The organism is Camelimonas fluminis (assembly GCF_014656355.1).
Lineage (GTDB): Bacteria > Pseudomonadota > Alphaproteobacteria > Rhizobiales > Beijerinckiaceae > Camelimonas > Camelimonas fluminis.
On record NZ_BNCG01000002.1, the window covers coordinates 234,046 to 256,960 of the forward strand.

At 66.7% G+C, this 22,915-nt stretch carries 17 protein-coding genes and 2 riboswitches; of the genes, 9 read left to right on the forward strand and 8 right to left on the reverse strand.

The window, feature by feature from the left end:
- Window positions 1-2: 2 nt before the first annotated feature.
- From IE243_RS04490 to IE243_RS04500, 3 genes are all read right to left on the reverse strand, one after another.
- Window positions 3-2,033 (reverse strand): TonB-dependent receptor plug domain-containing protein, encoded by a 2,031-nt coding sequence (locus tag IE243_RS04490; protein WP_191318149.1) that lies wholly within the window; start codon window positions 2,031-2,033, stop codon window positions 3-5.
- A gap of 116 nt (window positions 2,034-2,149) precedes the next feature.
- Window positions 2,150-2,350: riboswitch (cobalamin riboswitch) on the reverse strand.
- 43 nt (window positions 2,351-2,393) lie between these two features.
- Window positions 2,394-3,305 (reverse strand): response regulator transcription factor, encoded by a 912-nt coding sequence (locus IE243_RS04495; protein ID WP_191318150.1) that lies wholly within the window; start codon window positions 3,303-3,305, stop codon window positions 2,394-2,396.
- Window positions 3,268-6,672, reverse strand: coding sequence for a hybrid sensor histidine kinase/response regulator (locus IE243_RS04500; RefSeq protein WP_191318151.1), 3,405 nt, complete (start codon window positions 6,670-6,672; stop codon window positions 3,268-3,270). The genes IE243_RS04495 and IE243_RS04500 overlap by 38 nt, the downstream gene beginning before the upstream one ends.
- A gap of 414 nt (window positions 6,673-7,086) precedes the next feature.
- Between IE243_RS04500 and urtA the strand changes: the two genes are divergently transcribed.
- The 7 genes from urtA to IE243_RS04535 all read left to right on the forward strand — a co-directional run bounded on the left by urtA (window position 7,087) and on the right by IE243_RS04535 (window position 14,091).
- On the forward strand, window positions 7,087-8,340 hold the full coding sequence (gene urtA, locus IE243_RS04505) for an urea ABC transporter substrate-binding protein (RefSeq protein ID WP_191318152.1): 1,254 nt from the start codon (window positions 7,087-7,089) through the stop codon (window positions 8,338-8,340).
- 113 nt (window positions 8,341-8,453) lie between these two features.
- A complete protein-coding gene (gene urtB, locus IE243_RS04510; protein ID WP_191318153.1) occupies window positions 8,454-9,380 on the forward strand; it encodes an urea ABC transporter permease subunit UrtB in 927 nt (308 codons plus the stop codon).
- Window positions 9,381-9,462: 82 nt separating this feature from the next.
- A complete protein-coding gene (gene urtC / locus IE243_RS04515; protein WP_191318154.1) occupies window positions 9,463-10,719 on the forward strand; it encodes an urea ABC transporter permease subunit UrtC in 1,257 nt (418 codons plus the stop codon).
- 22 nt (window positions 10,720-10,741) lie between these two features.
- Window positions 10,742-11,491: an urea ABC transporter ATP-binding protein UrtD gene (gene urtD / locus IE243_RS04520; RefSeq protein ID WP_191318155.1), complete on the forward strand. Its 750-nt coding sequence runs from the start codon at window positions 10,742-10,744 to the stop codon at window positions 11,489-11,491.
- 136 nt (window positions 11,492-11,627) lie between these two features.
- Window positions 11,628-12,317 carry an urea ABC transporter ATP-binding subunit UrtE gene (urtE, locus tag IE243_RS04525; RefSeq protein ID WP_191318156.1) on the forward strand — a complete coding sequence of 230 codons (690 nt, stop codon included), beginning with the start codon at window positions 11,628-11,630 and terminating at the stop codon, window positions 12,315-12,317.
- 39 nt (window positions 12,318-12,356) lie between these two features.
- Window positions 12,357-13,589, forward strand: a complete 1,233-nt coding sequence (gene fmdA, locus IE243_RS04530) for a formamidase (RefSeq protein WP_191318157.1) — start codon at window positions 12,357-12,359, stop codon at window positions 13,587-13,589.
- A gap of 139 nt (window positions 13,590-13,728) precedes the next feature.
- On the forward strand, window positions 13,729-14,091 hold the full coding sequence (locus tag IE243_RS04535) for an FmdB family zinc ribbon protein (RefSeq protein ID WP_191318158.1): 363 nt from the start codon (window positions 13,729-13,731) through the stop codon (window positions 14,089-14,091).
- A gap of 232 nt (window positions 14,092-14,323) precedes the next feature.
- Here IE243_RS04535 and IE243_RS04540 read toward each other — a convergent pair whose 3' ends face one another.
- The 5 genes from IE243_RS04540 to cobO all read right to left on the reverse strand — a co-directional run bounded on the left by IE243_RS04540 (window position 14,324) and on the right by cobO (window position 20,877).
- On the reverse strand, window positions 14,324-15,445 hold the full coding sequence (locus tag IE243_RS04540; RefSeq protein WP_191318159.1) for an acyl-CoA dehydrogenase family protein: 1,122 nt from the start codon (window positions 15,443-15,445) through the stop codon (window positions 14,324-14,326).
- A gap of 10 nt (window positions 15,446-15,455) precedes the next feature.
- Window positions 15,456-16,667: an acyl-CoA dehydrogenase family protein gene (locus IE243_RS04545; protein WP_191318160.1), complete on the reverse strand. Its 1,212-nt coding sequence runs from the start codon at window positions 16,665-16,667 to the stop codon at window positions 15,456-15,458.
- Between the two features lie 192 nt (window positions 16,668-16,859).
- Complete coding sequence (locus IE243_RS04550) at window positions 16,860-18,080, reverse strand: ABC transporter substrate-binding protein (protein WP_191318161.1); 1,221 nt, start codon at window positions 18,078-18,080, stop codon at window positions 16,860-16,862.
- A gap of 468 nt (window positions 18,081-18,548) precedes the next feature.
- Entirely contained in the window at window positions 18,549-20,018 is a 1,470-nt protein-coding gene (locus tag IE243_RS04555; RefSeq protein WP_210319794.1) for an amidohydrolase, read from the reverse strand.
- Between the two features lie 232 nt (window positions 20,019-20,250).
- Complete coding sequence (cobO, locus tag IE243_RS04560) at window positions 20,251-20,877, reverse strand: cob(I)yrinic acid a,c-diamide adenosyltransferase (protein ID WP_280514574.1); 627 nt, start codon at window positions 20,875-20,877, stop codon at window positions 20,251-20,253.
- Window positions 20,878-21,074: 197 nt separating this feature from the next.
- Window positions 21,075-21,311, forward strand: a riboswitch (cobalamin riboswitch).
- Window positions 21,312-21,459: 148 nt separating this feature from the next.
- Here cobO and IE243_RS04565 point away from each other — a divergent pair.
- Window positions 21,460-21,846 carry a DUF1636 family protein gene (locus tag IE243_RS04565; RefSeq protein ID WP_373301567.1) on the forward strand — a complete coding sequence of 129 codons (387 nt, stop codon included), beginning with the start codon at window positions 21,460-21,462 and terminating at the stop codon, window positions 21,844-21,846.
- Window positions 21,843-22,910 carry a cobalamin biosynthesis protein CobW gene (cobW, locus tag IE243_RS04570; RefSeq protein WP_191318163.1) on the forward strand — a complete coding sequence of 356 codons (1,068 nt, stop codon included), beginning with the start codon at window positions 21,843-21,845 and terminating at the stop codon, window positions 22,908-22,910. The genes IE243_RS04565 and cobW overlap by 4 nt, the downstream gene beginning before the upstream one ends.
- Window positions 22,911-22,915 lie beyond the last annotated feature (5 nt).

Here is a 22,915-nt window from a genome sequence, read left to right on the forward strand (position 1 = left end):
CCTCAGAAGGTGATGCGCGCGCCGAGCGTCGCCGTGCGGCCCGCGACGCCATAGGTGTAGACCTCCTGGTATCGCTTGTCGAAAAGGTTATCGACCTTGACATACAGCTCGGCGTTTTCGTTGATGCGCCAGGATCCGCCAATATTGACCAGCGTATAGGCGCCCAGCGTCACGACCTGACGATTGTAGAAGGCGTCATAGGCCCAGTCGGTTTGCTTGCCGTTGTAAACCAGGCCGACGTTGACGTTGGCCTTGCCCTCAAGGAAGGCGTAATTGACGTTAAGACTGGCAATATTGCGCGGACGCCGCACCAGCTCGGCCCCGGTCGCATCCCTGCCATCGGTATAGGTGTAGGAGCCGGCGATGGTCAGGCCATCGATGGGCCGCACGGTCAGCCCCAGTTCAGCGCCCTGGATGGCCGAGGTTCCCGGCATGTTGACCGAGGTATACCCGGCCCCGGTGATCAGATCGGTGATGCGCTGGTTGAAGTAAGTGGCGTTCAGCACCACCCGCTGGCCCCAGATCTCCTGATCGACGCCCACATCCCAGCCCCGCGCCTTCTCGGGCGTCAGGTTGGGGTTGCCGCGATAGGTGTTGGTGTAGCCGTACAGCTCCATCATCGTCGGGTTTTTGACGCCCGTGCCGTAAGAGGCGCGCAGCTTGGTCCCGGTTTCGTCGATGCGGTAGGCGCCGGTGAAACGATAGGTCGTTGAGTCCTTGAAGACGTCGTTGTTGTCGTGGCGGACGCTGGCGGTCAGCGTCAGGTTGCGGAACGTGCCCTGATACTGGCCGACGAGGCCGGTCGACGCCATCGACTGGTCAAGGTTCGCCCAGGCGCTGTTGGTGCGGTAGCGCTCGTCCTTGTGCTGGGCGGCGAAGGTAACAATGTGCGAGGCGTCGAGGAACGACGGCGTGTCGAACCGCAGGTCCGTCTTGTATTCGTAGCGCGAGACCGTCCCGCGTGAATCGCTCTGGGGCAGCCGGTCCAGGCGGTATTCGTTGCTCTGGTCGCTGCGGGTGGCGGCGAATGTGTGGTTCCAGCGGCCGTCGAGCAGCTTCAGCTTCGCTTCGGCCCGGCCGAAAACCTGCTCGCCCTTCGTATCGGAGTTGTCGTCATAGGCGCCGACGCCGCCAGCGTAGCCGTCGGTCTTGTTGAAGAACTTCGTGTAGCGGCCCATGACGTTGAATTCGAGATATTCACTGGGGCTGAAGCCGAACTTCGTATAGCCGCCGCCGTTGCGGTAGCCGTCATTTTCGAAATTGCCGTAGCGGCGATCGGCGGACGAAAAGCCGTCGGTGCTGAAGCCGTTGGCGCCAATGACGAAATTGAAACGCTCATCGCCGTAGCTGACGCTGGAGGCGCCGTTGATGGTCTGGCGCGAGCCGCCCTCGATGCGGGTGCTGAAGCGCGGCTTGCCCGAGCCCTTTCTGGTGACGATGTTGATGACGCCGCCGACGGCGTCCGAGCCATACAGGGCGCTCTGCGGGCCGCGCAGCACCTCGATGCGGTCCACGTCGTCGGTCAGCAGATTGGTCAGGTCATATTCCGAGCCCGCCGCCGGATCGTTGACCACGACGCCGTCGATGATGACCAGGGTCTGGTTGGCCTCAGAGCCGCGCATGCGCACCTGGGTCTGCTTGCCAACCGGGCCGGAGCGACTGACCGCAAGGCCCGGAACCTGACGCAGGGCGTCCGGAACGAAACGGATCTGCTGGCGCTGCAACTCCTCGCCGGAGATCACGGTGACGGCGCTGCCCACCTTGCTCATGTCCGTGGGCGTGGTGTTGGCCGTGACGCTGACGGTGTCGAGCTGGATCACGTCCGCCGGCAGGGCGCCGGCGGCGTTGGTCGCGCCAGCTTGCCCAGGCGCGCTCTGGGTTCCGGCATTCTGAAGCTGGGCGTTTTGGGTCTGCACGTTCCCGGCCTGGGCGGCCGGCGCCAGGGCCAGCAGCAACGCAGCGGCGGAACAGCCGGCCAGAACCTGGCGGCGCGCATGACGATGGAAACGATTATCGGAAGAAGACAACAACATCTGAAACCCCGGCGGGACGCCTGTGGCGCGTCACCGCGAACAGGGCTCCCCGTTGCCCGCGAGCGCGGGTTCCAGAAATCAGCCCGCCACGGAAGCACCCCGCTCCATGGGCTCGCGTGTGACCACGGCTGACGGCAGGTCTCCTGGCTCGCGGGTCGTTACCTGCCGCCGCCTTCCCGGAGCCGAGATCTCCAGTGGCGTCATGGCGGAAGATTCGCCGCTTACAGTTGCGGGGGCAGCCGCAGATTTGGAAGGCAAGCCATCCGCACTGCGTTCCCTTTTGATCCGTTGAAGGAACCGTCGCTGACGGGAGTAGGACGCGGCGCCACCGGTGTCAATTGCACCACGGGCGGCGGCTGCTCAGGCAGGCTGGCGCGCATGCTCCAGATAGCGGTCGGCGACGATCGCGGCGGCGGTGCGGTTGTCGACGCCGAGCTTTTCCAGCACCTGCTCCAGGTGCTTGTCGACGGTGCGGCGGGACAGGCCGAGATTCTCGGCGATTTCCTGGTTTGTCTTGCCGGCGGTCAACCACAGCAGCGCCTCGGCCTCGCGGGCAGTCAGGCCGAAACGCGCCTGTAACCGGGCGATGTCGTCGCCCTCGTCTCCCGCATGAGCCTGGATGATGATTTCGCCGCGCCGGCCGCGTCCCAGGCAGGTCAGCCGCATGCCGTCACAATTCAGGGGCTGGACCTCCGAAACCGGCCGGCTCGCTGCGGCGCTGATCCATGGCCCGGCCGCCGCGGGCAAAAGCGCCGCGCCGGCTCCAGCGCCGCGGTCTCCGGCCAGCAATTGCACGGCGCCGGGCGTCGCCCACACCACCCGGCCGTCCGCTTCCGCCGCCAGCACCGGGCGGCCGGCCTGATCCAGGGCGCCAGAGGCCAGGCGCATGCGGCGGGCGTTGAGGGCGTGAACGGTGATGCGCGCCAGCAGCACTTCGTGATTGATTGGCTTCACCACATAGTCGACGCCCCCTGCCTCCAGCCCGCGCAGCACGTCTGCGGGATCGCCAAGGCCAGTCATGAAGATCACTGGCGCGTCCACGGCTTGCGGGCCGGTCTTGAGTCGCTTGCAGGTTTCAAAACCATCCATGCCCGGCATCACCGCGTCGAGCAGCACCAGGTCCGGCGTCACCCGCCCCGCCAGATCAAGCGCCCCTGCCCCATCGCGGGCGACGATGGCGACGCAGCCGGATTCCTCCAGCGCCATGCAGATGGCGTTGAGGGCGGCGGGATCGTCATCCACGACCAGTACGATCAGATCCTGCGGGTTCATGGCGGCGTTCCATTGATGCGCGTAATGCGCGGGCGATGGTCGGCAGATCGAAGACGTCGAGCGCGGCGCGGATCCTGTCGAGCGCGCCCCGGTCGAGCCACGGCGGCGGATTGGCCAGGGCCTTGCGCAAGGCGGTGGCGCGCCCCTCCTCGGCCAGGCGGATCAGTTCGGCGGCGGAGGCCGGGCCGGCGTCCGCCCCCCGCTCCGGGCGGATCTGGGCGGCCGCGCCGTCGCCAAGCAGCCTGGCGATGCGCGCCGACAGGTCGTCGAGCCGGTAGGGCTTCACCAGCACGCTCTCCGGCGCCTGGTCGTCGCCGACCAGCGCGTCAGCCTCGCGGGCGTGACCGGTGATGAACAGCACCGGCGTTGAACCGTGGCCATTCCGGCGTAGCTGGCGGGCCATTTCGACGCCGTTCATGCCGGGCAGATCAACGTCGAGCAGGAACAGCTTCGGCCGGATGGGGTTTTCGCCATCCTGCAACAACGCCAACCCGGCTTCGGCGCTGGCGGCGGCGTGGACGGTGAAGCCAAGCGGCTCCAGGTGCGTTTGCGCCAGGCGTATCTGCGCCGCGTCATCGTCGACCACCAGAATGTCGCCGGCGCCGGGCGTCGGCTGCAGCGTCGGCGGTTCGTGCAGCACCACCGGTCCATGCGCGTCCTCACGCGGAGCGACGTGCTCGGCCGGCAGCATCAGGCGGACGGTGAAGCGGGAGCCCTTGCCCGGCGCACTGTCGAGGGCGATTTCACCGCCCATCACGTCCACCAGCAGCCGGGTGATGGTGAGGCCGAGGCCCGAGCCGGCGTGATGGGCGGCGCGGGCAGCGGCGCCGCGCTGGAACGGGCTCCAGATGCGTTCCTGTTCGTCGAGGGGAATGCCTGGGCCGGTGTCGGCAACCTCGAAGCGCGCCACTTCGTTCCGATAGCGCACCGACAGCGTCACCTCGCCGGCGGTGGTGTAGGCGACGGCGTTGGAGCACAGATTGATGAGAATCTGGCGCAGGCGCTTTTCGTCGATGCGCACCAGGGCTGGCAGCGGCGTTTCCAGCCGCAGGGTGAAGACCAGGCCTCTTTCGGCGGCGCTGGAGACGAAGATGCGACGAATCTGGCCGAGAAAGGCGTTGATGTCGACGAGATCGACATTGAGGGCGAGCCGTCCCGCCTCGATCTTGGAGATATCGAGCAGGCCCTCGATCAGCCCGGCGAGATGCTCCGATGAGGCGCGGATGGCCCCGGCGGCGGCGCGCCGCTCCGACGGCAGATCGCCGGCCTTTTCCAGCACCTGGGCGAAGCCGTAGATGGCGTTGAGCGGCGTGCGCAATTCGTGCGACAGCCCGGCCATGTAACGGGATTTGGCGTTGCTGGCGGCCTCGGCGCGTTCGGTGGCCTCGCGCAGGGCGGCGTCGGTGCGACGGTGGGCGCGAATCTCGCGCAACAGTCTCGCCGTACGATCGCGGACCTCGCGAAACGCCTTGATGCGGTTGTCATTGGTGAGCAGCAGCAACCAGACGCCGACGCCGGCGAAGATCAGCGCCAGGCAATAGACCAGCAGGACGACGCGATTGAAATCGGCGGAGCCGCCAGCGCGGACCAGCGCCATCATCATGCCGCCGAGCACCGTGGCGACCAGCGCCGTGAAGATGATGAAACGGCCGACCAGCGAGCGCACGCCATTGAGGGCCGCCGTGGGCAGCACGGCGCGCAGGGCCCGGTAGGTCTGGGCGCCGATGCGGGCGCCGCGTCGGCAGGCGTCGTGGCAGGCGGCGTCCAGCGAGCAGCACAGGCTGCACACCGGCCCGCTGTAAAACGGGCAATGCAGCAGATCTTCCTGATCGAAGCCATAGCTGCAGATGCAGCAGCGCGATTCGCCGATGGCCGCCGCGTCTGGCTGGCGGGCAAGGTAGTAGTGGCCACGCGTCGCCCAGGCGATCGCCGGCGCGGCGGCGATCGCCACGCCAAGGGTGATGAATGACGAGAACGCCTGGGCGATTTCTCCGGCGAGGCCGCTGCCGGCGGCCAACGCCGCGACGCCGGCCAGGGCCATGGCCCCGACGCCGACCGGATTGACGTCGTAGAGATAGCCGCGCCGGAATTCGACCCCGGGCGGGGCCAGCCGCAACGGCCGGGAAATGGCGAGATCGCCAAACACCGCGCCGATCCAGGCCAGGGCGAAATGGGCGTAGACCAGCAGGGCCCGCTCCAGGGTTTCCACCACCCCGCCCCACATCAGCACGAAGGCGATGGCGACGTTGAACACCAGCCAGACGACGCGGCCGGGGTGACTGCGCGTCAGCCGGGCGAAGAAGTTCGACCAGGTGATGGAGCCGGCGTAGGCGTTGGTGACGTTGATCTTGATCTGCGACAGCACGACGAAGCTGACCGTGAGCAGCACGATCACGCCAGCCGGCAGGTCAAGCGTGGCGAAGGCGGTGTGATACAGCGCCGAGGGGTCGGAAGTGGCGACGCCGGTGAGCTTCAGCGCCATGACGGCGAGGAAGGAGCCGAGCAACAGCTTGACGGCGCCAGGAATGATCCAGCCGGGGCCGCCGAGCAGCAAAGCCGCCCACCAGCGCCTGCGCCCGGCGGCGTCGCGCGCCTCGGGGAGAAAGCGCAGGTAATCGACCTGCTCGCCAATCTGGCCGACCAGCGCGAACAGCACGCCGCAGGCCGAGCCGAAGGCGATGAGCGGCGACACGGGCGCGCCCTCCGGCCGCCAGGCCAGCCAGGTTTGCGCGTCCGGCGCCACGCCGGCGAACAAAAGGGCGGCGAAGGGAATGACGTGCAGGATCAGCCACGGCCAGCGCGTGGCCGATTGCAGCGCCGAAATGCGGTTGACGCCGCCGACCACCAGCGGAAAGACGACCAGCGTGCCGGCGAGGAAACCGGCCCAGACCGGGACGCCGAGAAACAGCCGCAGCGCCTCGGCCAGGATGGCCGATTCCAGCATGAAGAAAATGAAGGTGAACCCCGCATAGATCAGTGAGGTCAGGGTGGAGCCGAGATAGCCGAAGCCGGCGCCGCGGGTCAGCAGATCCACGTCAACGCCGGCGCGGGCCGCCGCCCGGCAGATCGGCAGACCGAGAACGAACAGGATGAAGCTGACGGTGAGAATGGCGCTGACGGCGACGCCCGCGCCCCAGGCGAGGGTCAGCGCCGCGCCGATCGCCTCCAGCGCCAGAAAGCTGATGGAGCCGAGCGCCGTGGCCGCGACCCGGCCAGCCGGCCAACGCCGGGCCCGCCGCGCGGTGAAGCGCAGCGCGAAATCCTCCATGGTCTCGTCGGCGACCCAGCGGTTGTAGCGCCGACGCTCCCGCGTCGCGGCCACATGCCGGGAGGCTCCGATGGCGTATGGCTTTTCCAGGGGCCTCATGGCGGATTTCGCGGGCCTCACGGCAGATTGCGCGGGCGCGACGCGCGTCCGTTTTCGCCTCGACCATAGCCGGGCGGCAGGCGCGCCCCACCGCCCCCGGTGATGAACATTTGTGCAGGCGCGCCAGCAAAACGGCGCCTGTTCCGTGGCCTGCCCCCTTCGCGCTGAAAACCCCCGTGAACAGCCAAGTGCGGCGCCTGCCATTTAGGCGGGAGGCTGCGTGATTCTTGAATTTCAGCAACTTACGCCCGGCCGGCTACGCAATTTCACGTATGCGCGGCCGCCAGCGGCTCGGGCAGCATGAGATCAATCCAGAGCAGTCGTTCCGGATCGCATCAATCGCCCCGCGGCAGCGTCGCCAGCCAAACGTCGCCAGGCAACGCAGCCCCGGGGCCAGAGCCAGCGAGAGCCTCCATGACCGACGAAACCTTCCGTCCCTCGCGTCGCGCCATGATGTTCGGCGGCGCCGCGCTTGGCGCCGCCCTGTTCATGCCGAAGAACCTGCGGGCCCAGGATTTCCCGACGGCGAAGATCAACACGACCGGCCTCAACGTCACCGACAAGGAGGCCACCGTCGGCATCCTGCACTCGGTCACCGGCACCATGGCCATCTCCGAGATCGGCTCAGTGCAGGCCGAGAAGCTGGCCATCGAGCAGATCAACGCCCAGGGCGGCGTCCTCGGCCGGCAGATCAGGTTCATTCAGGAAGACGGCGCCTCGGACTGGCCGACCTTCGCCGAGAAGGCGCGCAAGCTGCTGGTCAACGACAAGGTTCCGGCGGTGATGGGCTGCTGGACCTCGGCCTCGCGCAAGGCGGTGCTGCCGGTGTTCGAGCAGAACAACGGCCTGCTCTACTACCCCACATTTTATGAGGGCCTGGAGGAGTCGCCGAACGTCTTCTACACCGGTCAGGAGGCGACCCAGCAGATTATCGCCGGCCTCGACTGGGTGACAAAGACCAAGGGCGCCAAGACGTTTTACCTGCTGGGCTCCGACTACATCTGGCCGCGCACCTCAAACAAGATCGCCCGCAAGCACATCGAAGACAAGTTGGGCCTGAAGGTTGTGGGCGAGGAGTATTATCCGCTCGGCCACACCCAGTTCAACAGCGTTATCAACAAGATCAAGCTGCGCAAGCCGGACGTGATCTACGCCGTGGTCGTCGGCGGCTCCAATGTGTCGTTCTACAAGCAGCTGATCGCCGCCGGCATCGATCCGGCGAAGGAGAAGCCAATCATCCTGACCATCTCGGTGACCGAGGACGAGATCCGCGGCATCGGCGGCGAGAACGTCAAGGGCGCCTACGCCTGCATGAAGTACTTCCAGAGCATCGACAACCCGGCCAACAAGGACTTCGTCGCGGCGTTCAGGAAGATGTGGGGCCAGGACATGGTGATCGGCGACGTCACCCAGGCCGCCTATCTCGGCCCGTGGCTGTGGAAGATGGCGGTGGAGAAGGCCGGATCCTTCGATGTCGACAAGGTGCGCGCCGCCTCGCCGGGCCTTGAGATGACCAATGCGCCGGAAGGCGTGATCAAGATCCACAAGAACCACCACCTCTGGTCGAAAACCCGCGTCGGCAAGGCGCTGGAGAATGGCCAGTACGAGGTGGTGTTCGAAACGAAGGATCTGATCGAGCCCAACCCCTTCCCGGCCGGCTACCAGTAAGCGCCCGTGCGCGCCGGTCTGATCGGCGCCGCCACCTCATGCACCGCCAGGCCGGAGCATCGCCCGGCCGGCGCGTCTCGCCAATGCCGGGGGACGGAACAAGGGGACGGAAGATGTTTGGTGAATACAGCCTGTCCGAACTGGCGTCGATTTTCGCGATGCAGGGCTTTTCGGGCCTGATCCTGTTCTCGGTGTTCGTGCTGATGGCGCTGGGTCTGGCGATCATCTACGGCCAGATGGGCGTGATCAACATGGCGCACGGGGAGTTCATGATCCTCGGCGCCTATGTCACCTATCTGGTGTCGCGCGCCTTCGGCCAACTGCCGCACGCGCTGTTCAACGTCTATTTCCCCGTGGCCATGGTCGCGGCGTTCCTCGTCGCCGGCGCATTGGGCGCCTTCGTGGAGTGGGCGCTGATCCGGCGCCTGTACAAGCGGCCGCTTGACACCCTGCTCGCCACCTGGGGCCTGTCGCTGATCCTGCAGCAGCTTTACCGCACCATTTTCGGGGCGCGTGAAGTCGGCGTGACCATGCCGGAATGGATGATGGGTTCGCTGAAGCTGACCGATGCGATCGAGGTTCCGGTCAATGGCGTCCTGGTGATGGGCATCGCAGTGGCCATCTCCATCGCGGTGGGCGTGATGATGTACCGCTCGTCCTGGGGCCGCCAGGTGCGCGCCGTGGTGCAGAACCGGACGATGGCCGGCGCCGTGGGCATTGACACCGGGCGCACCGACCGGCTGACCTTCGCGGTGGGCTGCGGCATCGCCGGCGTGGCCGGCTCCGCTTTCACCATGATCGGCTCCACCGGCCCCAGCTCCGGCCAGCTCTACATCGTCGACACCTTCCTCGTGGTGGTGTTCGGCGGCGCGGCCAGCCTGCTTGGAACCATCGCCAGCGCCTTCACCATCAGCCAGGCGCAGTCGATCCTTGAGTTCTTCCTCTCCGGCTCCATGGCCAAGGTGCTCACGCTGCTCTCCGTCGTCGTCATCCTGATGCTGCGCCCGCAGGGCCTGTTCGCCCTCAAGCTGCGCAAGTGAACGGCAGATGAGTCCCTTCCCGGACGACGCGGACCGCCGCCCGGGATCCCAAATTCACCGAACGCCTGTTCCGGAGACCGCCATGCGCTTCCTTTCCGCATCCGACCCAGGCCTGAGGCGCCAGCTCATCGGCCTCGCCATCCTCGCCGCCCTGCTGCTCGTCGCGCTGCCGCTCGGCCTCGACGCCTTCCGGCTCAATCTGTTCGGCAAGTATCTGTGCTTCGCCTTCGTCGCCATCGGCCTCGTGCTGTGCTGGGGCATGGGCGGCATCCTCTCCCTCGGCCAGGGCGTGTTCTTCGGCCTCGGCGGCTACGCCATGGCCATGTATCTGAAGCTGGAGGCCTCGACGCCCGAGGCGACGAAGATCCAGTCGACGCCCGGCATCCCCGACTTCATGGACTGGAACCAGTTGAAGGCGCTGCCGCTGTGGTGGGAGCCGTTCCACTCGCTGCCCTTCACCCTCTTCGCCATCATCGCCCTGCCGGTGCTCTTCGCCTTCATCATCGGCGCCGCCATGTTCCGGCGGCGGGTGGGCGGCGTGTATTTCGCCATCATCACCCAGGCCATCGCCGCCATCGCCACCATCCTGATCATCGGCCAGCAGGGCTACACCGGCGGCGTCAACGGCATCACCGACCTGCGCACCCTGCACGGCTGGGACATCCGTCCGGACAGCGCCAGGATCACGCTGTATTTCGTCTGCGCCGGCCTGCTGCTGCTTGCCGCCGCCCTCGCCCTGTTCGTGCAGCGCAGCAAGCTCGGCCGCATCCTGATCGCCATGCGCGACCAGGAAGACCGCGTGCGCTTCTCCGGCTATGACGTCGCCGCGTTCAAGACCTTCGTCTTCTGCCTCGGCGCGGCCTTCGCCAGCGTCGGTGGGGCGATGTTCACCCTGCAGGTCGGCTTCATGTCGCCGACCATCGTCGGCATCGTGCCGTCGATCGAGATGGTGATCTTCTGCGCGGTCGGCGGCCGCCTGTCGGTGATCGGCGCGGTGTATGGGGCGCTTCTGGTCAACCTGGCCCGCACCAGCTTCTCTGAAAGCTTCCCCGAACTGTGGCTGTTCGGCCTCGGCGCCCTGTTCATCGCCGTGGTGATGGCCTTTCCGTCCGGCCTCGCCGGGGTCTGGGTCGACCGCATCGAACCGCTGCTGGCCCGCCTGCTGCGCCGCAAGACGACGACGCCGGCAAGCCCGAACGCCCCCGGCGCGCCAGAGCCCGCCCCCCTGGCCCGCGACCCCGCCGCAGGGCGCCGCCCGGGCGCCCCATCCCTGAACGCCCTGTCTGCAAATCCTTTGCCCGCAACCCCCATGACAGACGCCGCCCGCGCCGCACTGTGAACCCTGACCGGAGGATCGCATCATGTTTGAAGAGCCATCCCACTTCATCCTCACGGTCGAGGGCCTGACGGTGTCGTTCGACGGGTTCAAGGCGGTTGACGGGCTCAACCTCTACATCGCCCCCAACGAATGCCGGGTGATCATCGGCCCCAACGGCGCCGGCAAGACCACGGTGCTCGACCTGATCTGCGGGCGCACGAAGGCCACCGGCGGCTCCATCCAGTTCAAGGGCCTGGAGCTGCGCCGGATGCGCGAGGACCAGATCGTCCACGCCGGCGTCGGCCGCAAGTTCCAGACGCCCAGCGTCTACGAGGATCTGACCGTGTTCGAGAACCTGGAGATCAGCTACCCCAGGGGGCAGAGCGTGTTTGGCGCCCTCGCCTTCCGCCGAGACGAGGCGGTGAAGGCGCGCATCAGGGAGATCGCCGAGCAGATCTTCCTGGACGGCGCGCTGGAGAAGAAGGCGGGGTTGCTGTCGCACGGCCAGAAGCAGTGGCTGGAGATCGGCATGCTGCTGATCCAGGACCCGCAACTGCTGATGCTGGACGAGCCGGTGGCCGGCATGTCAGTGGCGGAGCGACGCAAGACCGCCGAATTGCTCAACCGCATCATCCAGGACCGCAGCGTCATCGTCATCGAGCACGACATGAGCTTCGTCGAGGACATCGCCACCCGCGTCACCGTCCTGCATCAGGGCAAGCTGCTGTCCGAAGGTTCGCTGGCCCACGTTCAGGCCGACCCCAAGGTCGCCGAGGTCTATCTGGGGCACTGACGGGCGCGCCGGGCCCGCCGACGAATCCCACGGCAAGTATCTGATTTTATTGAACCTGCAACGAACCGACGCCCGAATTGCGTCCGCAGGCCGCGGCCAGGGTCCCCGAGGGATCGCCGCAGGAAAGGAGCCAGCCATGCTGAAGATCGCCAACCTCAGATCCGGCTACGGCGCGTCGGAGGTGCTGCACGGGCTCGACCTCGAACTGGCGCCCGGCGAGATCGTCGCGGTGATGGGCCGCAACGGCATGGGCAAGTCGACCCTGATGAAGACGCTGATGGGCATCATCCCCGCCATGGACGGCGACATGCGGGTGGCCGATGCGCCGCTCAACGGGCTGAAGCCGCACAGGCGCGTCGCCGCCGGCGTCGCCTATGTACCGCAGGGGCGGATGATCTTCTCCGCCCTTACGGTGCAGGAGAACATCGAAACCGGCCTGACCGTCACCGGCCGCCGCGACGTTCCCCAGGACCTCTACAGCATGTTCCCGGTGCTGTGGGAGATGCGCGGCCGGCGCGGCGGCAATCTCTCCGGCGGCCAGCAACAGCAGCTCGCCATCGCCCGGGCGCTGGCCTCCAATCCGCAAACCCTGCTGCTGGATGAGCCAACCGAAGGCATCCAGCCGTCGATCATCAAGGACATGGCCCGCACGCTGAAGCAGCTACGCGACGCGCGCGGCCTGTCGATCCTGGTTTCCGAACAGGTGCTGTCGTTCGCCCTCGACGTGGCCGACCGCATCGTCGTCATCGACAACGGCCGCTTCGTCCATGAAGCGCAGCGCGCCGACGTCGACGCCGCCGCCGTGGAGCGGTTCCTGTCCGTCTGAATTCTTCCCTTTATCTTGTTTTTCAACAGCGAGGACGCCATGGCCGAGACCCTGATTTCCGTAGACCTGTCGGCAAACCCGCACAGCAACGCCAACGTGCACAACCGCTGGCACCCGGACATTCCGATCAATGTCTGGGTCGCGCCCGGCGATGACTTCAAGATCGAGTGTTATGACTGGACCGGCGGCCAGATCCGGAACAACGACGACGCGGCGGACGTGCGCGACGTGGAGCTGCCGCAGGTGCACTATCTCTCCGGTCCCATTGGCGTGAAGGGCGCCGAGCCCGGCGATTTGCTGGTGGTTGATATTCTCGATATCGGCGCCAAGGAAGAGATGCAGTGGGGCTTCAACGGCTTCTTCTCGAAGAAGAACGGCGGCGGCTTCCTCACCGACTATTTCCCCGAGGCGCAGAAGTCGATCTGGGACTTCGAGGGCATGTTCACGAAGTCCCGCCACGTGCCGGGGGTGCGCTACGCCGGGCTGATCCACCCGGGCCTGATCGGCTGCCTGCCGGACCGCAAGATGCTGGATGCGTGGAATACCCGCGAGAAGGCCCTGTTCGACACCAACCCTGATCGCGTGCCCGGCCTCGTCAATCTGCCGGATGGCGGCCCGACCGCCCACATGGGGGCGCTGAAGGGCGAAGCGCGCGACCGGGCGGCGGCGGAAGGCGCCCGCACCGTGCCGCCGCGCGAACATGGCGGCAATTGCGACATCAAGGACCTGTCGCGCGGCTCGAAGATCTATTTCCCGGTCTATGTGCCCGGCGCCGGCCTCTCCATGGGCGACCTGCACTTCTCCCAGGGCGACGGCGAAATCACCTTCTGCGGCGCCATCGAGATGGCCGGCTGGCTGCACATCAAGGTGTCGCTGATCAAGGACGGCATGAGCAGGTATGGCGTCCGCAACCCGATCTTCCGCCCCTCGCCGATCGCGCCGAAGTATGATGACTACCTGATCTTCGAGGGCATCTCGGTGGATGACGCCGGCGCGCAATATTACCTCGACGTCAACGTCGCCTATCGCCAGGCCTGCCTCAACGCCATCGAATATCTGAAGAAGTTCGGTTACTCGGGCGCCCAGGCCTACGCCATTCTCGGAACCGCGCCGGTGCAGGGCCACATCTCCGGCGTGGTCGATGTGCCCAACGCCTGCGCCACCCTGTGGCTGCCGACCGACATCTTCGAGGGCGACCTGATGCCCGGCCCCGATGGCCCGCGGAAGCTGGTGGACGGCTCGGTGGACGTGCCGCTGGCGCCAGACCTGTAACCGCCGGCTTGGCCAGGGGGCGGAGGTCGTGCTTCCGCCCTCACACTGAACAATGGCGCGGCGCCTGCCGTCGGAGCCGCGCAGAAAACCAACCCGACCGGACGCCATGACGTCCAGAGCCTGTCATCCGGAGACCGCCATGCCGTCCTATGATTATGAATGCGCCGCCTGCGGCCCGTTCGTGGCCTTCACCAGCATGGCCCGTTACGCCGACCCAAGCGCCTGCCCGGATTGCGGCGCTGAAAGCCCGCGCGCCTTCATCAGCACGCCAATGCTCTCTGGCATGAGCGGCGAGCGCCGCTTCGCCTGCGAGACCAACGAACGCAGCGCCCACGCGCCGCGCCGCCTGTCAAAGGACGGACCGACCGGAGCGGGCGCCCGCAAGCACGGCGCCGGTTGCTCCTGCTGCAGCGGCAAGACGCTCGCGCCGCGCAAGACCCTGCATCGCCCGGATGGCTCCAAAAGCTTCCCAACCGCGCGGCCGTGGATGATCTCGCACTGAAGCCTTCGTCAAAAATAGCCGCGGCTTCGTCTGTGGCAAGGCGGGCGACCGGCGTCATGACTGCCTCAGCCCAGTTGTAGAGCCCGACCCGGATCGACCTGAACCAGACGCGGGCCCGGCGCTTTTCGCGGAAGGGTCGAAAAAACAGGGGCGGGAGTCCGCTGACCCAGCCCCTGCCTGTCGCCGTGGTGCGCCGGGAGCTGCGCTGCCGCCTGTCAGGCGGCGAACGCTCTCACGCCGCCTTGCCGATCATGCGGAAGTGATAGTCGGCGGCGCCGAACATCGACTCGAACGCCAGCACGCGCTTCATATAATGGCCGACCGACAGTTCGTCGGTCATGCCGACGCCGCCGTGAGTCTGCACCGCCGCCTCGGCGATGGCGCGGCCGAGCTTGCCGACCTGGGCCTTCAGCACAGAAACATCGCGCGCCGTCAGGCGGCCGGCTTCAGCCAGCGCCGTCGAATACGTCAGCGTGGCGTGGGCCCTGGCGAGCGCGATTTTCATGTCGGCCAGACGGTGGGCCACAGCCTGGAACGTGCCAATGGCGACGCCGAACTGCTTGCGGGTGGTGGCGTAGGCGCCGGTGATGCGCATCATCGCGCTCATCGCGCCCACGGCCTCCGCCGCCAGCAACAGGATGGCGTCGGCGACCAGCCGGACGATCACGTCATGGGCGTCGCGCACGAGGACGTCGGCGCCGGCCACCTTCACATTGTCGAACCGCACGTGAGCGGCGCTGCGGCCGTCCTGGGTGCGGAACGGCGTAAAGGTCACGCCATCGGTCTTCGGGTCGACCAGCAACAGCGCCAGCCCGGTTGCGTCACCCGCCTTGCCGGCGACGCGGGCGGCGACGACAAGGAAATCGGCCTGCGCCGCCCCAAACACCAGCCGCTTCTCGCCATTCAGCGTCACGCCGTCTCCAGACGCCGTGGCCGCCAAGGCGATCTGAGCCGGAGCGGCGAGACCGCGACCCTCGTCATAAGCGAAGGCGCCGATGCTGGCGCCGCTGGCGAGATCCGCCAGGCGGGCGCGGGCGCCCGCGTTGTCGCCAGCCGCAACCAGGGCGCCGCCGGCGAGCGCCAGGGCGAAGGCCAGCGGTTCGACGGTCAGATGCTCGCCGCAGGTTTCAGCGACCGGAACCAGCGTGGCGGCCGAGCCGCCGAGGCCGCCGACCTCCTCCGGAAACGGCAGGGCCAGAACGCCGAGTTCGGCAAACTGGCTCCACGTTTCCTTCGACCAAGCCGCGCCCGAGCGCAGCAGGCCCTGGCGGGCGTCGAAGTCATAGTTGCGGTCGAGATAGCGCGCGACGCCGTCGCGCAGCATCACCTGCTCTTCGGTGAAATTGAAATCCATGTTCCAGTCCTCACCGATTGGCGGCCAGCACCGTGCGGGCGATCAGGTCGCGCTGCACTTCATTGGAGCCGGCGTAGATCGAGGTCGCGCGGGTGTTGAGATAATACGGCATGGCGATCAGGTCGAAGTCGTCGCCCAGCGGCGCCACGTTCGAGCCGACCACCAGCGCCTCAAGCTGCTGCGGGACGGTTTCGATGCCGGAGACGCGGGTCATCATGATCGAGATGCGCTGCGACAGCTCCGAGTTCATCGTCTTGTTCACCGACGGATAAGCCGCGTCGCGGGCCATCGGGTGACCGCTGATGGCCAGCTGCTCGAAATGGCGGCAGGACATCACGTCAGCTTCAAGCTCGCCGAGATCGCGCTGGAACACCGGATCGTCGGCCAGCACGCCGCCGAACGGCGATGGCGTCTGCTGCGCCGTATGGCGGATGCGGTCGATGGCGTGCAGCATGGCCGGGCTGGCGGCCGAACCACCGCGCTCGTGCTTCAGCAGGTGCTTGGCCACGGACCAGCCGTCGTTCTCCGCGCCGACGCGGCCGGATTTCGGCACGCGCACGTTGTCGAAGAACACTTCGCACTGCTCCGGGAAGCCGTCGAGGCCGATGATCGGGCGGATTTCCATGCCCGGATAGTCGGTGCGCTCAAGCAGAAGGAAGGTGATGCCCTCCTGCTTCTTGCCGGTCTTGCTGGTGCGCACCAGCATGAACATGCGGTTGGAATGGTGCGCCAGGGTGGTCCAGATCTTGGAGCCATTGATGATGTAGTCGTCGCCGTCCGAAACGGCGGAGCACTGCAGCGAGGCCAGATCGGAGCCGGCGTTGGGCTCGGAATAGCCCTGGGTCCAGTAGTCCTCGCCAGCGAGGATGCCCGGCAGGTGCTTGCGCTTCTGCTCCTCGGAGCCAAGCTCGATCAGCATCGGGCCGACCATCTGCAAGCCGTTCGGCAGCAGCGGCGGCAGCTCGCGCTTGCGGCATTCCTCAGCAAAGATGTAGCGCTGCTCGACGCTCCAGCCGGTGCCGCCGTATTGCTTCGGCCACGCCGGCGCCGCCCAGCCCTTGGCGTGCAGAATTTTATGCCACGCCATCACCTGCTCGAAGGGGGCGAACACGCTGGTGGTCTTTTTGCCGGCTTCGCGAATGGCCGGGGTCGGCGCGACGTCGAGAAACGCCGCGACTTCCTGCCGGAAGCTCTCAAGCTCCGGTCCGAACTCGATATTCATTTGCAGTTTCCTGCCCTTGTGATGTCGCAAGGCGCCGGCGAAAACGCCGGCGCCGGATGTCTGGCGCGCCAACTTTCAGACTGGACGCATTGTCTGGCGCCCACATTGCTGAACGCGCCCAGGCGCGCCCGCGCGGACGGGACACAAACTGTCCCGTCCAGGTGGTTTCAGTCAGGGTTGACCCGCCAGCGCTCAGCCCCTGGCGGACGTGGGCTTGTCGGCCAGGTCCCACTCGTCGCCCTTGTAGGTGCCCATGATCAACTCATTGAAGGGCGAGTAATCCTCGGGCGTGATGCCGTAGGTGATGCCCGGCAGCAGGGCCGGCGTCGTCATGCCCTTCAGGTTGGTGGCCTGACGCAGCAGGTTCTCGTGGGTCAGCTCGTCGCCGCAACGCTCCAGCACCTTGTGCATCAGCACCGCCACGCCGTAGCCGAGGAAGGCGGTGTTGTTGTCCGGGGTGATGTTGGGCAGGCGCCTGGCCCGCAGCGCCTGGTAAGCCACAACGTCAGGATCCTGCGCCCAGCGCTTGCCGCCGATGTCCTTGACGTATTGCGGCGAGACAATGCCCTGGATGGCGTCCTTGCCGGCGGCGTTGAGGATTGAGGTGGCGTTGGAGGTGCTGATCAGCAGCTGCAGCACATTCCACTTCAGCTCGTGCGCCTTGCGGATGGCCAGCGAGGCGAACTTGCCGGAGGCGCAGTTGTAGAACACGTCAGCGCCCGATTGCGCCAGCTTCAGCATCTGCGAATCGACCGTCGGGTCGGTCAGATCGTAGTGAGCTTCGGCGACGATGGTTCCGCGATTGCCCAGCGCTTCCTTGAACAGGCGGAAATAGTCACGGCCAAATTCGTCGTTCTGGTAAAGGGCGGCGACCTTGGCGCCCGGCTTCACCTTCACCGTGTAGTTGGCCAGAATGGCCGCTTCGATATTGTAGAGCGGCAGGCCCGGCGTGGTCCACGGGAAGTTCTTCGGGTCATTCCAGCGCGGCGCGCCGGCGTTCAGCAGCAGCTGCGGAATCTTCTTGCTGTTCAGATATTTCTGCACCGACGCCTGGGTCGCGGTGCCAAGCGAGCCGAACAGGCCGAGCACTTCTTCCTGCTCCACCAGGCGGCGGGTCGCCTCCATGGTCTTCGGCGGGCTGTAGGCGTCGTCAAGCGAGATGAACTTGATCTTGCGGCCGTTAACGCCGCCCTTCTCGTTCAGCTCATTGAAATAGGCCGCCTGGGCGAGGCCCACGGCGCCATAGACCGAGCCGGCGCCGCTGTAGGGGATGGTCTGGCCGAGACGGATCTCGGTGTCGCTGGCGCCCTTGTCATATTTCTTGGCTCCAGCAGCGATCGCCGGCGCGCCGCGCAGCGTGAAGCCAGCGCCAAGCGCGCCCGCGCCGGCAAGCAGGAATGTCCGTCTGTCCATGGTGTCCCCTCTCAACAACTGATGGCGCCGGCTGGGCGCCCGTATTCTGCCTGGTCTGCCTGGACAAATCCGTGCGAAACGGATTTCCAGGCCCGCGGCCCGGTCGCAACCTGAATGGCGACGGTTCCGCCAGATGGCGCCATGGCCGGGCGTCTGCGTCCCGATCCCTGGCGATGCGCGTCGCCCTCCCTCCACACCGTCGTCAGAAACGTCCGGCTGGCCTCCCACGGGCAGCGCCAGCGGATATGGAGCGCAGTTTGCGGGCGTCCGCAAGAGGTCTGGACGCATAAATCGTTGCATTCAGAACCAATCGCCGCCGCCCGTCGCCGCCAGCCTTTGTCCATGGCGCGACTAAGGGATTATCTCCCAAACAGTTACAGTGATTTATCCGTTGCCGGCGTCATGCGCGGCGCCCGGCCAGAATGGCTGGCGGCGGTCGGCCGCCGCCCCACAGATCCGCCGCCCGTATCATTCAGCTGGCCTGCCTGCGGCGGCTTTCTGGCCAGACGGCTTTGCCAGCAACTCAAGCGCCGACAGCGTCGCCACGCGGGTTCCGAACGGGATCGCCTTCAGGTCGACGATGAAATTCGGATTATGGTTCATGTAGGGGAACTTCTTGCCCTCCTTCACCGCCCTGGTGAACACGCCGGGGTCGGCGACGCCGACGAAGGTGTAGTTCAGCGGCACGTCGGTGAACTCACCGAGCAGGTGGTGGAAGTCTTCCGAGCCGTTGGCGCGCGGCATGTTGGTGATCACGGCTTTTTCGCCGATGGCCGGCCTGAGCGCGGCGGCGAGACGCTCCGAGAGTTTCTTGTCATTGATCAGCGGCGTCGCCCCACCCTTCATGGTGATGGTCGGATCAGCGCCTGGCGCGGCGTATGTGGCGGCGACGCCGGCGTTCACCGCCTTGATGCCCTTCAGCAACTGCTCGCGCACGTCGGGATCGTACCAGCGCAGATTGGCCTTCAGCAGCGCGGTTTCGGGAATGACGTTATTGTCGGCGCCCGCCTGCACGGAGCCGACGGTGATCACCGCCATTTCCTGCGGATTGATCATGCGGCTGACCACGGTCTGATAACCCAGCACCGCCATCGAGGCCATCACCACCGGATCGCGGGCCATCTGCGGCATCGAGCCGTGGCCGCCGACGCCCTTGAACACCACGTCGAGCTGGTCCGTGCCGGCCATGCGCGGCCCCGGCGCGTTGGCGATGGCCCCGACCGGGATCGGCGCGGTGTGCAGGCCGATGAAATAATCCGGCTTCGGCACGCCATGTTTGCCATACATGCCGTCCGCCACCATCGCCTTGGCGCCGGTGATCGGCTCCTCGGCCGGCTGGGCGACCAGCACCAGGGTTCCGCTCCAGTCCGCCTTCATGGCGACCATGTTCTTCGCCATGCCCAGCATCCAGGCGACGTGGGCGTCGTGGCCGCACATGTGCGCCGCCGGCGCCTCCGAGCCGTCGCCGCGCTTCACCGTCACCTTGCTGGCGTAAGGCAGGCCGGTTTCCTCCTTCACCGCGTTGGCGTCCATGTCGGCCCGGTACATGACGATGGGACCAGGGCCATTCTTCAGGATGCCGACAACGCCGGTCTGGCCGATCCCCTCCTTCACCTCAAAGCCCAGCGCCTTCAGTTCCCTGGCCACGATGGCGGCGGTGCGCGTCTCCTGGAAACCCAGTTCGGGATGCTGGTGAATGTCCTTGAACATATCGGTGAGGCGCGCCGTATCGTCCTCCACCAGCTTCGTCACCCGACTGTTGAAATCCGCTGCTGACGCCTGGGTTTTCCCGGATGCAGCCTGGGGTTGCGCGGGCGCCGCTGGATTCTGCGCGGGCGCCGCTGGATTCTGCGCGGGCGCCGCTTGGACCAGCGGCGGCAGCGCGACGCTGAACAGGGCTGCTGACAACACGCTGCGAATGATGCTGTTTCTGGACATGGCTTTCCCCCTCCTGAGCCGGCTGGCGCAAAATCCGCTCACGCTGACGCGGAATTTGCTCCAGTTTTTTGATTTTCCGCATTTCCCCCAAGGCGGCGTCCACTGTGCGGGAAAATGCTCATCGCCATCACGCCGGCGTTTTTCGTCTGTTATCCGCCCATGGTAGCGACGGCGTGGGCGCGGCGCTGCAATTTTAGGCTGTCCGGCGGCTTTGGCCGGATTCGCCCTCCAGTCAGAACTCCACCCCCTGCTGCGCCTTCACGCCGGCGGCGAAATGATGCTTCACCGCGCCCATTTCCGTCACCAGATCGGCGGCGGCCAGCAGCTCCGGTTTGGCGTTGCGGCCGGTGACGACCACGTGCAGGTCGGGCCGCCGCGCCTGCAGGCGGGCGACCACGCCGGCCAGATCGAGGTAGTCGTAGCGCAGGGCGATGTTCAGCTCATCGAGGATGACCAGGCTGTTGTCCGGATCGTCCATCATGGCGCAGGCCGCCTCCCAGGCCCGGGTCGCCGCCGCCACGTCGCGATCGCGATCCTGGGTCTCCCAGGTGAAGCCCTCGCCCATGGAGCGCCAGGTCACCAGCTCGCCGAAGCGCTGCAACGCCGTCTGCTCGCCGGTGCTCCACGCCCCCTTGATGAACTGCACCACGCCCACCTTGCGCCCATGCCCCAGCATGCGCAGGGCAAGGCCAAAGGCGGCGGTGGATTTGCCCTTGCCTGGCCCGGTGTTGACGATGAGCAGGCCCTTCTCAATGGTCTTGCTGGCCACCTCCGCGTCCTGAACCGCCTTGCGGCGAACCATCTTGTCCTTGTGACGCTGCGCCTCGTTATCGGGCCTGGCCCCGTCGTCGTTTTCCACGTGCGTGTTCCCGTTCCGGTCTTGCCGCGCCAGAGCGCGACCATCCAGGCGGTTTCCGGTCAACATGATCCGGAAACCGCGCCAGCTTTCTGTGTTGAACGCGTTCTGATCGACCAGACGTTTCCGTATGGTCGGAAAACGCTCCGGACCGCGTCACCGGCCAAAGCCCTCACATTGACAAAATAAGCCCGCCCACACTAGATGCCGGCAGCGATGGTCTTCTTCCCCACAGGAAGAAGTAAAAGGGAAAGCGGTGCGCCGCTCCCCCAAAGCCGGCCCGGCCGGCGATGCGGGTTTTGCGCGCAATTCCGCTGCTGTACCCGCAACTGTAAGCGGACAGCCGGCGTCACATGGCCACTGGGGCAACCTGGGAAGGCGACGCGACCGGCGTTTGATCCGCGAGCCAGGAGACCTGCCCTCGCCACAGATTCACCATGTCGTCCGGCGGGTTTACCGGGCAGGGAGAACAGCGTGAGCAAACACGTTCCGTCGCTGGCCTCGCCAGCGGCCCCAGGCTCCATCGCCAGCGAAGACCACCTCGCCTCCGGTTCGCCGCCAGTCGACGCGCCACCCGTCGCCGCACTGCATGGCGTGGTCATCGTGGTGTGCGAAACCTGCCGCCAGCCCGGGGACCCCACGGCCGAACCGCGCCCCGGCGCGGCGCTTTGCGCCAGCGCGGAAGCGGCGGCCAGCGGTTCGGGCTTTACGGTGCGCCGGGTGTCCTGCCTCTCCAATTGCAAGCGCGGCCTCAGCGCCGCCATCGTCAGCGACGCGGCCTGGACCTACGTGTTCGGCGACCTGAAGCCCGACAGCGGCCCCGACCTGCTGCGCGGCGCCGAATTGCTGGCCGGCTCCGTGGACGGGCTGATGCCGTTCCGCCCCCGACCGGAAACGCTGAAACGCGGCATGATCGCCCGCATCCCCAACATGCAGACGCTGCTGTCTTCTCCCGCAAAGGATATGTCATGAACGCTCCGCTGAGCGCCGCCTCCGCCGCCCGTCCTGGCCAGACGCGCGTCCCCTGCACCGTCATCACCGGCTTTCTCGGCGCCGGCAAGACGACGCTGATCCGCGCGCTGCTGGAGAAGGCGGACGGCCGCCGCTTCGCGGTGATCGTCAACGAATTCGGCGACGTGGGCATCGACGGCGAACTGCTGAAGAGCTGCGGCGTCGCCTCGTGCCCCGGCGAGAACATCGTCGAGCTGGCCAATGGTTGCATCTGCTGCACCGTGGCCGACGATTTCGCCCCGGCGCTCGACCGCATCCTCGCCCTGCCCCAGGGGGTCGATCACATCCTGATCGAGACGTCTGGCCTGGCGCTGCCGAAGCCGCTGGTGCAGGCGTTCAACTGGCCGGAAATCCGCAACCGCGTCACCGTCGACGCGGTGATCGCCGTGGCCGACGCGGCGGCGCTGGCGGAAGGCCAGGTGGCGCACGACATGGAGGCGCTCGCCGCCCAGCGCGCCGCCGATGAATCGCTCGACCACGACGACCCGGTGGAGGAAGTATTCGAGGACCAGCTCGCCTGCGCCGACCTGGTGGTGCTGACCCGCACCGACCTGATCGACGCCGCCGGCCTTGAAAAGGCCCGCGCCCATGTGGCCGCCCATGTGGCGGCCGGCGTGAAGACCATCGCCGCCGCCAATGGCGACGTCGACCCGGTGGCGCTGATTGGCCTCGGCCATGCGGCGGAAGACCAGATCGAAGGCCGCAAGACCCATCACGACGACGAACTGGACCACGAGCACGACGATTTCGACAGCTTCGTCGTCGATCTGGCCGATCCGCAGTCGCCGGAAGACCTGGCGGCGCGGGTGCAGGCGGCGACCGGCGTTGACAATGTGCTGCGCATCAAGGGCTTTGCCCGCGTCGCCGGCAAACCGATGCGCCTGGTGGTGCAGGCGGCTGGCCCGCGCGTCAGCCATTATTTCGACCGGCCATGGCGGGCCGACGAAGCCGCCGCCACCCGCCTCGTGGTCATTGGTCTGAACGGCCTCGACCGCACCGCCGTCGAGGCCGCCCTGAAGGCGTAAAGCGC

Coding starts and splice junctions, on each gene's coding strand:
- urtE (WP_191318156.1), top strand. CDS start 11,628: ATGCTGAAGATCGCCAACCTCAGATCCGGCTACGGCGCGTCGGAGGTG.
- IE243_RS04535 (WP_191318158.1), top strand. CDS start 13,729: ATGCCGTCCTATGATTATGAATGCGCCGCCTGCGGCCCGTTCGTGGCC.
- IE243_RS04550 (WP_191318161.1), bottom strand. CDS start 18,080: ATGGACAGACGGACATTCCTGCTTGCCGGCGCGGGCGCGCTTGGCGCT.
- urtA (WP_191318152.1), top strand. CDS start 7,087: ATGACCGACGAAACCTTCCGTCCCTCGCGTCGCGCCATGATGTTCGGC.
- cobW (WP_191318163.1), top strand. CDS start 21,843: ATGAACGCTCCGCTGAGCGCCGCCTCCGCCGCCCGTCCTGGCCAGACG.
- IE243_RS04495 (WP_191318150.1), bottom strand. CDS start 3,305: ATGAACCCGCAGGATCTGATCGTACTGGTCGTGGATGACGATCCCGCC.
- IE243_RS04540 (WP_191318159.1), bottom strand. CDS start 15,445: ATGGATTTCAATTTCACCGAAGAGCAGGTGATGCTGCGCGACGGCGTC.
- fmdA (WP_191318157.1), top strand. CDS start 12,357: ATGGCCGAGACCCTGATTTCCGTAGACCTGTCGGCAAACCCGCACAGC.
- urtD (WP_191318155.1), top strand. CDS start 10,742: ATGTTTGAAGAGCCATCCCACTTCATCCTCACGGTCGAGGGCCTGACG.
- IE243_RS04555 (WP_210319794.1), bottom strand. CDS start 20,018: ATGTCCAGAAACAGCATCATTCGCAGCGTGTTGTCAGCAGCCCTGTTC.
- IE243_RS04490 (WP_191318149.1), bottom strand. CDS start 2,033: ATGTTGTTGTCTTCTTCCGATAATCGTTTCCATCGTCATGCGCGCCGC.
- urtC (WP_191318154.1), top strand. CDS start 9,463: ATGCGCTTCCTTTCCGCATCCGACCCAGGCCTGAGGCGCCAGCTCATC.
- IE243_RS04500 (WP_191318151.1), bottom strand. CDS start 6,672: ATGAGGCCCCTGGAAAAGCCATACGCCATCGGAGCCTCCCGGCATGTG.
- urtB (WP_191318153.1), top strand. CDS start 8,454: ATGTTTGGTGAATACAGCCTGTCCGAACTGGCGTCGATTTTCGCGATG.
- IE243_RS04545 (WP_191318160.1), bottom strand. CDS start 16,667: ATGAATATCGAGTTCGGACCGGAGCTTGAGAGCTTCCGGCAGGAAGTC.